Source organism: Streptacidiphilus sp. PAMC 29251 (assembly GCF_054208735.2).
The window spans coordinates 6,494,712-6,504,189 of record NZ_CM135725.2; the positions used below are offsets into that span (position 1 = coordinate 6,494,712).

Here is a 9,478-nt window from a genome sequence, read left to right on the forward strand (position 1 = left end):
GGGAGTTCGGCACCGGTGACGGTGCGCCCGTCGGCGGGCAGCGCCTCCAGCGCGGTAGTCGTACGCCGCGTCCAGCGCCGGCACCTGGCGCAGCGCGCCGGCCGCGTGGTCGCGGCCGGCTATCCGGGCGGCGGCCAGGTCGGCGGCGAGCTCCTGCCGGCGGCCGACCGACTCGGAGACCCGGATGTAGAGGTTGGCGTAGGAGGCGAACAGCGCCGCGGTGATGCCCCGCCCGCTGGCCCTGGCGTGCTCGACCACAGTGATCAGGCTCTGCCGGCCGCGGACGGTGATCCCGGCGAGCCGGGTGTCGCGGTTGCTGTAGTGGCCGAGTTCGTGCGCCAGCACCGCGTCCAGCTGCGGCTCGGTCAGCCCGAGCAGCAGCGGCACGCCGATCAGCATCCGGCGGTGGCCCGGGATCAGTCCCAGCAGCCGGGGGTTCTCGCTGACCGCGGCGTTGACGGCGGAGATCATCCGGATCTCGTCCGGCGCCCTGGTGCCGACCTGCTCCGCGAGACCGCGCATCCGCTGCCACAGCTCGGGCTGCCGCTGCTCGCTGACGGTGACTCCGGGCGGGGCCTCGTCCTTGGGACGGCGGACCAGGAACACCCCGCGGACCAGCGGGATCGCGACCAGGACGCTGAGCCCGACCAGCTTCAGCGCACCGAAGCTCGACGCGCCGAAGCTGGAGCCGTCGCCGAGGTGGGTCAGCACCAGCACGTCGAAGCCGACGAGCAGGGTGAGCGCCCCCAGGGCGATCAGATAGAAACCGGCCAGCAGGCCGAGCGCCTGGACGGCGCGTATCGACGTACGCATCGAAGAACGAGCCCCCCTCGGGCTGATGTGCGAGGACCACACACAGAAGCCATACGGTCACTGCGGAGGGCTGGATCGTACCGGTCGACCCTCCACGCCCGACAGGAGGTTTCGGACTACGCTCGGGACTCATGAGCACCGAGCACCCTCACGAGCAGCACCAGCAGCACTACGACTTCGAAACCCTGGCCATCCATGCCGGGCAGGAGGCCGATCCGCAGACCGGGGCCGTGGTCACCCCCATCTACCAGGTCTCCACCTACAAGCAGGACGGCGTCGGCGGCCTCCGCGGCGGCTACGAGTACAGCCGCTCCGCCAACCCGACCAGGACCGCGCTGGAGCAGAACCTCGCCGCCCTGGACGGCGGCCGCCGCGGCCTGGCCTTCGCCTCGGGCCTCGCCGCCGAGGACTGCCTGCTGCGGACGGTCACCAAGCCCGGCGACCACATCGTCATCCCCAACGACGCCTACGGCGGCACCTTCCGGCTGTTCGACAAGGTGCTGTCGCGCTGGGGCGTGGAGTGGTCGGTCGCCGACACCCAGCACCCGGAGTCGGTACGGGCCGCGATCCGCCCGAACACCAAGGTGATCTGGGTGGAGACCCCGAGCAACCCGCTGCTCGGCATCACCGACATCGCCGCGATCGCGCACATCGCGCAGGAGGCCGGCGCCACCTTCGTCGTCGACAACACCTTCGCCAGCCCCTACCTGCAGCAGCCGCTGGCACTGGGCGCGGACGTGGTCGTCTACTCCACCACCAAGTACATGGGCGGCCACTCCGACGTCGTGGGCGGCGCGCTGGTGACCGACGACGCCACGCTGGGCGACGAACTCGCTTACCACCAGAACGCGATGGGGGCCATCGCCGGCCCGTTCGACGCCTGGCTGGTGCTGCGCGGCATCAAGACCCTGGGCGTGCGGATGGACCGTCACAGCGAGAACGCCACCCGGGTCGCCGCGTTCCTGGCCGAGCACCCCAAGGTGTCCCAGGTGCTCTACCCGGGGCTGCCCTCGCACGCGGGCCACGACATCGCGGTCAAGCAGATGAAGGCCTTCGGCGGCATGGTCTCGTTCCGGCACCGGGGCGGCGAGGAGGCGGCGGTCGGGGTCTGCAACCGGGCCAAGCTGTTCACCCTGGGCGAGTCGCTCGGCGGCGTGGAATCGCTGATCGAGCACCCCGGACGGATGACCCACGCCTCGGTGGCGGGCTCCGCGCTGGAGGTCCCGGCCGACCTGGTCCGGCTCTCGGTGGGCATCGAGTCCGCGGACGACCTGCTCGCCGACCTGTCCGAGGCGCTGCGCTGAACCTCTCCGAGGCGCTGAAGCAGCCGGCACACAAGGGGGCGGCACTCAGGGCGCGGGCGCGGCCTCCTGCGGACGGTAGGTCTGCATCGCCTCGTTGAACCTGGTCAGCAGGGCGCAGAACTGCGACTGGTCCGCGTCGGGCCAGTCCGCGACCAGGTTGCGCATCAGCGCCCGCCGGGAGGCGCGCACCTCCTCGAGCCGTTCCCTGCCGTGCGGGGACAGTTCGAGGAGGACCGCGCGCCCGTCGTCCGGGTTCGGCACCCGGTCCACCAGGCCGCCGTCCACCAGCGGCGCCACCTGCCGGGTCACCGTGGAGGAGTCGATCCCCATCGCCGCGGCCAGGGCCTTCACCCCCACCGCGCCGGTCCGGTCGAGTCGGTGCAGCAGCAGGAAGGCCGCCCGGTCCATCGAGTTCCGCTGGTCGCCGACCCCGCCGATGCGCACCTGCTCGACCCGGCGCGCGAGGATCGCGACCTGGTACTGGAGCTGGTCGAGCAGGACCGCCCCGTCGTCTCCGCCGTCCGCGGGCACTCTGCCGGGGACGCTGTCGTCCGGGGTCTCTGGTGTGGTCATCGCCGTCGCGTTCTGTCGTTGTGCTGAGCCGCTCCGAGGGTATCGGTGCCACGCCCTAGGCTGAACCCATGAACTCCTGGCCGATCACGCTCGACGACATCCGCGGGGCCCACAAGATGCTGTCCGGGGTGGCCAGGGTCACTCCTATGGAGGGGAGCCGCCACCTCTCCGCCATGATCGGCTCCCCGGTCCACCTCAAGTGCGAGAACCTGCAGCGCACCGGCTCCTTCAAGCTGCGCGGCGCGTACGTCCGGATCGCCGGGCTCAACCCGGTGGAGCGGGCCGCCGGGGTGGTCGCCGCCAGCGCCGGGAACCACGCCCAGGGCGTGGCCCTGGCCGCCACCACGCTGGGGGTGCGCTCCACCGTGTTCATGCCGGTCGCCGCCCCGCTGCCCAAGGTCGCCGCCACCCGCGACTACGGCGCCCAGGTCCGGCTGCACGGCGAGAACTTCGACGCCACCCTGGCCGCCGCGCTGGAGTACGCCGAGACCACCGGCGCCGTGGTGATCCACCCCTTCGACCACCAGGACGTGGTGGCCGGGCAGGGCACCGTCGGCCTGGAGATCCTGGAGCAGTGCCCCGAGGTCCGCACCATCCTGGTCGGCGTCGGCGGCGGCGGACTGCTGGCCGGGATCGCCACCGCGGTCAAGCAGCTGCGCCCGGACGTCCGGGTGGTCGGCGTGCAGGCGGCGGGCGCGGCGGCGTACCCGCCCTCGCTGCGGGCCGGGCGGCCGGTCACCCTGGACGGCTTCTCCACCATGGCCGACGGCATCCAGGTGGGCCGTCCGGGGGACATCCCGTTCGAGATCATCAACAAGCTCGCCGACGGGGTGCTGACGGTCAGCGAGAACAACCTCGCCCGCGCCCTGCTGATCTGCCTGGAGCGCTGCAAGATGGTGGTCGAACCGGCCGGGGCCAGCACCGTCGCCGCGCTGCTGGAGCACGGGGACGAGCTGGAGGGCCCGGTGGTCGCGGTGCTCTCCGGCGGCAATGTGGACCCGCTGCTGATGCAGCGGGTGCTGCGGCACGGCATGGTCGCCGCCGGGCGCTACCTGTCGCTGCGGCTGCGGATCACCGACCGCCCCGGCGCGCTGGCCTCGCTGCTCGCCGCGCTCTCCAGGGTGGACGCCAATGTCGTGGACGTCGCCCACGTCAGGACCGATCCCAAGCTGGACCTGGGCGAGGCCGAGGTCGACCTCCATCTGGAAACCAAGGGCCCCGAGCACTGCGACGCCGTAGTGTCTGAGCTTCGAGAAGCGGGTTACACCATCCTCCAGCAGAGCTGACGCCCGGGCGGGCCGGGTTCGGGCCCGGTCCGGCCGGGTCGCGGACCGTTCCGATCCCGTCCACGCTGGTGGCAGTGGCAACGGGAGGAGCAGCAGATGGCGGGAGCCATTGAGGCCGAGGACCTGGTGAAGACCTTCGGCGACGTGCGCGCCCTGGACGGGGTCAGCCTGGACGTGCCGGAGGGCACGGTGCTCGGGCTGCTCGGTCCGAACGGGGCCGGCAAGACCACCACCGTCCGGGTGCTCACGACCCTGCTCAAGCCCGACTCGGGCCGGGCCGTGGTGGCCGGGGTGGACGTGCTCAAGCACCCCAACAAGGTTCGCAGCCTGATCGGCCTCTCCGGCCAGTACGCGGCGGTGGACGAGTATCTGACGGGTCGTGAGAACCTGCAGATGGTCGGTGAGCTGTACCAGATGAGCGCCCGCGAGGCCAAGGCCAGGGCGCTGGAACTGCTGGAGTGGTTCAACCTCTCCGAGGCCGCCAACCGCACCGCCAAGACCTACTCCGGCGGTATGCGCCGCCGGCTCGACCTCGCCGCCGCCCTGGTGGTCCGGCCCCCGGTGATGTTCCTGGACGAGCCCACCACCGGGCTCGACCCGCGCAACCGGATGGCGCTGTGGGAGGTCATCGAGACCCTGGTGGGCCAGGGCACCACCTTCCTGCTGACCACCCAGTACCTGGAGGAGGCGGACCGGCTGGCCCATGACATCGCCGTGGTGGACCACGGCCGGGTCATCGCCCGCGGCACCGCCGACCAGCTCAAGGCCCAGATCGGCGGCGAGCGGATCGAGGTGGTGCTCCAGGACGCCGGCTCGCTCACCGACGCGCTCTCCGCGCTCGCCCCGTACGCCAAGGGCGAGCCCACCGTGGAGCAGCACACCCGCCGGATCACCGTCCCGGTCAGCGGCGGCGCCAGGGTGCTGGCCGACGTGATCCGGGAGCTGGACGGGCTCGGCATCGTGATCAACGACATCGGGCTGCGCCGCCCCACCCTCGACGACGTGTTCCTCTCGCTCACCGGCCACGCGACCCTGGGCGACGACGACGAGGCCAAGGACGCGAACCAGGAAGTGAGTGCCTGATGACGTCGACGACTACCGGCGCGATCGGCGCCGGCGTCCCCGTGCAGCGCGGCGGCGCCGGACAGGTGCTCCGGGACTCCTGGGTGGTCGCCAAGCGCAATCTGCGGCGGATGACCAGGATTCCCGAGATCGTCGTGTTCGGCATGCTGCAGCCGGTCATGTTCGTGCTGCTGTTCACCTATGTCATGGGCGGCGCCATCGCCATCCCCGGCATGAGCAGCAACCCCAACGCCTACAAGCAGTACCTGATGGCGGGCATCTTCGCGCAGACGGTGACCTTCGCGGTGGCCGGCGCCTCGGCCGGCATCGCCGAGGACATGAACAAGGGCCTGGTGGACCGGTTCCGCTCGCTGCCGATGGCCCGCTCCGCGGTGCTGGTCGGCCGGACCATGGCCGACCTGGTGCAGACCGCGCTGACGCTGGTGGTGCTCGCCCTGGTGGCGTTCCTGATCGGCTGGCGGATCCACAAGGGGGTGCTGGAGGCGCTGGGCGGCTTCGGGCTGCTGCTCCTGCTCGGCTACGCCTTCTCCTGGATCGGCGCGCTGATCGGCCTCTCCGTGCGCAGCCCGGAGGCGGCCACCTCGGCCGGGCTGGTCTGGCTGTTCCCGCTGACCTTCATCTCCAACGCCTTCGTCCCGGTCAGCAGCATGCCGGGCTGGCTGCAGGCGGTGGCGTACTGGAACCCCTTCAGCGCGACCGTGCAGGCGGCTCGCGACCTGTTCGGCAACCTGCCGCCGGGCCCGGGGCCGAGCGCCTGGCCGATGGTGCACGCGATCGGGGTGTCCGTCGGCTGGTCGCTGCTGATCGCGGTGCTGTTCTCCTGGCTGTCGGTACGCAAGTACCGCTCCGCCGTGGGCTGACCCAGGACGGAGCGGTACAAGGCAGTGCGCGGCAGGTCAGCCCTGGTGCGGCTTGGCCGAGAGGATCTTGACGGTGGTCTTGCGGCCGTTGGGCAGCTCATAGGTGGAGCTCTCGCCGACCTTGCGCCCGTCGATGGCCCGGCCCAGCGGGGACTGCGGGGAGTACGTCTCCAGATCGTCGGAGGACGCCTCGCGCGAGCCCAGCAGGAAGTTGGTGACGTCGCTGTCGTCGCCGTCCCAGGCGACGGAGACGACCATGCCGGGGCCGACCACGCCGTTGTCGGCGGGAGCCGCCCCGACCTGGGCGCGTTCCAGCAGCTGGGTCAGCTGGCGGATGCGGAGCTCCATCTTGCCCTGCTCCTCGCGCGCAGCGTGGTAGCCGGCGTTCTCCTTGAGATCGCCCTCCTCGCTGGCCGCCGCGATCTTCTGGGTGATCTCGGCGCGCGCAGGGCCCGACAGGTGCTCCAGCTCGGCACGAAGCTGGTCGTGCGCCTCCTGGGTCAGCCAGGTGACGTTTTCGCTGGTCTGGGCCACGGGTGCTCCTCGTAGGTACATGGAATCGATGCGTCTGACAGAAAAGGGCGAAACCAGCAGCCTAACAATTTCCGCCGCAATCCGGGAGCTATCGCGTTCTGTCCGTACACCTGTACCCACACATCGCCGGCTCAGCCGCAGCTGACCAGCTCACCGGTGGTGCCGAGGCCGGAGGTGCGCAGCGTCACCACGGTGTCGTAGCTGCTGGGCTGCTTCGGCACCGGGACGGTGATCCGGCCGACCTCGTTGCCGTTGACGTCGCGGGAGCGGAGGGTGCAGTTGCCGGCCTCGCCGCCGGGCTTGTCGACCTGGAGCCTGATCTGCACCTTCGAGGCGGAGACCACGGTGAAGGAGACCACCTGGCCGTTGAAGGTGGACTTGGTCAGGTAGTGAAAGCCCAGCACGGCGCAGATCACCAGCACCACCCCGATCGCGGCCAGGTAGACCCGCCGCACCCGGCGCTCGGTCTCGGCCGGATCCGTGCCGTAGCGGCCTGCGGGGACTGCGACCTTGGTCGGAGCACTCATCGGCCTTGCGCCGCCTCTCAGGGACTTTTGGACCAACTCTTCAGGATCGCGGAATGTCCGCGGGCCCCAGTCCGTCACTATAGAAGCAGGCAATAACGACGAAGGGCTTTGGGGCGTTGACTGAGCAGCTGCGACTGATGGCGGTACACGCGCACCCGGACGACGAGTCCAGCAAGGGTGCGGCGACCATGGCCTCGTACGTGGCGCGGGGCGTCGACGTACTGGTGGCCACCTGTACAGGGGGGGAGCGCGGCTCGATCCTCAATCCCAAGCTCCAGGGCGACCCCTGGATCGAGGAGAACATCCACGAGGTGCGGGCCAAGGAGATGGAGGCGGCCCGCGAGATCCTGGGTGTGAAGCAGGCGTGGCTGGGCTTCGTCGACTCCGGGCTGCCCGAGGGCGACCCGCTGCCGCCGCTGCCGGAGGGCTGCTTCGCGCTGCAGCCGCTGGAGACGGCGGTGGAGCCGCTGGTGCGGCTGATCCGCTCGTTCCGTCCGCAGGTGATCACCACCTACGACGAGAACGGCGGCTACCCGCACCCGGACCACATCATGACCCACACCATCTCGATGGCGGCGTTCGAGGCGGCCGGGGATCCGGACGCCTACCCGGAGGCCGGCGACCCCTGGCAGCCGCTGAAGCTCTACTACAACCAGGGCATCTCGCTGGAGCGGATCAAGGCGCTGGACGCGGCGATGAAGGAGCGCGGCCTGGAGTCCCCCTACGCGGAGTGGATCGCGCGCTGGGACGAGAGCGACCGCAAGCCCCGGGAGATCACCACCCGGGTCCCCTGCGGCGAGTACTTCGAGCTGCGGGACCGGGCGCTGCTGGCGCACGCCACCCAGATCGACCCGGAGGGGCCCTGGTTCCGGATCCCGCTGGAGATCCAGCGGGCGGTCTGGCCGACCGAGGACTACGAGCTGGCGCGCTCGCTGGTGGACACCTCGCTGCCGGAGAACGACCTGTTCGCGGGCATCACCGCGGACATCGTGCACGCCTGACCCGCCCGATCGTGCAGGCCTGACCGGCCCGGACCGACCCCGGTCCCCCCGCCGCCCGGCGGTGGGGGGACCATAGGGGCATGAGCTCCCTCGCAACCGCGCATTTCGCCACCACCCTGCTGGCCGTGGACGACGCCAAGGTCACTCCGGGCCTGCTCGGCTTCCTGGTCTTCGCCGCGCTCGGCATCGGCACCTGGTGGATCCTCAAGGCGATGAACCACTCCCTCAAGAAGGTGGACTTCATCGAGGAGCCCGAGCAGCCGAAGCAGCCGAAGAAGCAGCAGCAGCCGTAAATCCCACCCGTTCGCTATTGCGTACTATTTGCAACTGCGCATCCCCAGCCCCTAACGTGGGCAGGTCTTCACTGACCAGGGAGGGGTGTGCCATGGCGGGTACGTTCGCGCGGATTCGCGGGGCGCTGACCGGGCGCGAGTGGGCCCGGATGGGCGGTATGACGGCGTTCATCGCGGCGCTGCACCTGGTGGGGTGGTTCACCCTGCTCGCGATCATCGCCCCGGCGCACTACACCATCGGCACCCAGGTCTTCGGGGCCGGGACCGGCATCCTCGCCTACACCCTGGGGATGCGGCACGCCTTCGACGCGGACCACATCGCGGCGATCGACAACACCACCCGCAAGCTGATGTCGGACGGGCAGCGCCCGCTCTCCGTCGGCTTCTGGTTCTCGCTCGGCCACTCCTCGGTGGTCTTCGGACTGTGCGCGCTGCTGTCGGTCGGGGTCAGGTCCCTGGCCGGTCAGGTCGAGAACAGCGCGAGCACTCTCCAGACCTGGACCGGTCTGATCGGCACCACCGTGTCCGGCACCTTTCTGATGCTCATCGCGGCGCTGAACACGGTGGTGCTGTGGGGGATCCTCAAGGTCTTCCGGCAGATGCGCACCGGGGTCTTCAACGAGGTCGAGCTGGAGGAGCACCTCGCCAAGCGCGGCCTGATGAACCGGATCCTCGGCCCGGTCATGCGGATGGTCACCAAGCCCTGGCACATGTATCTGGTCGGCCTGCTGTTCGGCCTCGGCTTCGACACCGCGACCGAGGTGTCGCTGCTGGTCCTGGCCGGCGGCGCGTCCGCGTTCGCGCTGCCCTGGTACGCGATCCTGGTGCTGCCGATCCTCTTCGCCGCCGGGATGTCGCTGCTCGACACCATCGACGGCTCGTTCATGAACTTCGCCTATGAGTGGGCCTTCTCCCAGCCGGTCCGCAAGGTGTACTACAACCTGACCATCACCGCGCTGAGCGTGGTGGTGGCCGTCCTGATCGGCGGCATCGAGATCACCCAGCTGGTCTCCGAGCGGCTGAAGATCACCAGCGGACCCATCGGCTGGGTCGCCGGCCTGGACCTCAACAACATCGGCTACGCCATCGTCGGCCTCTTCGTGGTCACCTGGGCCGTCGCCCTGCTGGTCTGGCGCTACGGCCGGGTCGAGGAGAAGTGGTCCCAGGGCCTGCGCGACGCGGGCTGACCCGGCGCGACGTCGGC

Annotated in this window: 10 protein-coding genes and 1 pseudogene; 7 read left to right on the top strand and 4 right to left on the bottom strand. The window is 70.4% G+C overall.

Annotation, left to right across the window (positions count from 1 at the left end):
• Window positions 1-159 precede the first annotated feature (159 nt).
• Window positions 160-813: pseudogene (locus ACXKR8_RS31060) on the bottom strand (M48 family metallopeptidase); the annotation flags it as partial.
• Between the two features lie 131 nt (window positions 814-944).
• On the opposite strand from ACXKR8_RS31060, the gene ACXKR8_RS31065 reads away from it, so the two are divergent.
• Window positions 945-2,117 (top strand): cystathionine gamma-synthase, encoded by a 1,173-nt coding sequence (locus tag ACXKR8_RS31065; RefSeq protein ID WP_458267875.1) that lies wholly within the window; start codon window positions 945-947, stop codon window positions 2,115-2,117.
• Window positions 2,118-2,162: 45 nt separating this feature from the next.
• Here the strand turns inward: ACXKR8_RS31065 and ACXKR8_RS31070 are convergent, their stop codons facing one another.
• Window positions 2,163-2,690, bottom strand: coding sequence for a MarR family winged helix-turn-helix transcriptional regulator (locus ACXKR8_RS31070; protein ID WP_458267876.1), 528 nt, complete (start codon window positions 2,688-2,690; stop codon window positions 2,163-2,165).
• A 68-nt stretch (window positions 2,691-2,758) separates the two neighbouring features.
• Here ACXKR8_RS31070 and ilvA point away from each other — a divergent pair, with 68 nt between their 5' ends.
• From ilvA to ACXKR8_RS31085, 3 genes are all read left to right on the top strand, one after another.
• Window positions 2,759-3,976: a threonine ammonia-lyase gene (ilvA, locus tag ACXKR8_RS31075; protein ID WP_458267877.1), complete on the top strand. Its 1,218-nt coding sequence runs from the start codon at window positions 2,759-2,761 to the stop codon at window positions 3,974-3,976.
• Window positions 3,977-4,072: 96 nt separating this feature from the next.
• Window positions 4,073-5,059, top strand: a complete 987-nt coding sequence (locus tag ACXKR8_RS31080) for an ATP-binding cassette domain-containing protein (protein ID WP_458267878.1) — start codon at window positions 4,073-4,075, stop codon at window positions 5,057-5,059.
• Window positions 5,059-5,919, top strand: a complete 861-nt coding sequence (locus tag ACXKR8_RS31085) for an ABC transporter permease (protein WP_458267879.1) — start codon at window positions 5,059-5,061, stop codon at window positions 5,917-5,919. The genes ACXKR8_RS31080 and ACXKR8_RS31085 overlap by 1 nt, the downstream gene beginning before the upstream one ends.
• 36 nt (window positions 5,920-5,955) lie before the next feature.
• Here ACXKR8_RS31085 and greA read toward each other — a convergent pair whose 3' ends face one another.
• Complete coding sequence (greA, locus tag ACXKR8_RS31090) at window positions 5,956-6,453, bottom strand: transcription elongation factor GreA (protein ID WP_458267880.1); 498 nt, start codon at window positions 6,451-6,453, stop codon at window positions 5,956-5,958.
• 131 nt (window positions 6,454-6,584) lie between these two features.
• The gene (locus tag ACXKR8_RS31095; RefSeq protein WP_458267881.1) at window positions 6,585-6,980 is read right to left on the bottom strand and encodes a DUF4307 domain-containing protein; all 396 of its coding nucleotides are present in this window, start codon (window positions 6,978-6,980) and stop codon (window positions 6,585-6,587) included.
• Window positions 6,981-7,096: 116 nt separating this feature from the next.
• On the opposite strand from ACXKR8_RS31095, the gene mca reads away from it, so the two are divergent.
• The 3 genes from mca (at window position 7,097) to nicT (ending at window position 9,461) form a co-directional block, all read left to right on the top strand.
• Window positions 7,097-7,981, top strand: a complete 885-nt coding sequence (mca, locus tag ACXKR8_RS31100; protein WP_458267882.1) for a mycothiol conjugate amidase Mca — start codon at window positions 7,097-7,099, stop codon at window positions 7,979-7,981.
• Between the two features lie 80 nt (window positions 7,982-8,061).
• On the top strand, window positions 8,062-8,274 hold the full coding sequence (locus ACXKR8_RS31105) for a hypothetical protein (RefSeq protein ID WP_458267883.1): 213 nt from the start codon (window positions 8,062-8,064) through the stop codon (window positions 8,272-8,274).
• 92 nt (window positions 8,275-8,366) lie between these two features.
• Complete coding sequence (nicT, locus tag ACXKR8_RS31110; protein WP_458267884.1) at window positions 8,367-9,461, top strand: Nickel transporter NicT; 1,095 nt, start codon at window positions 8,367-8,369, stop codon at window positions 9,459-9,461.
• Window positions 9,462-9,478: the final 17 nt, after the last annotated feature.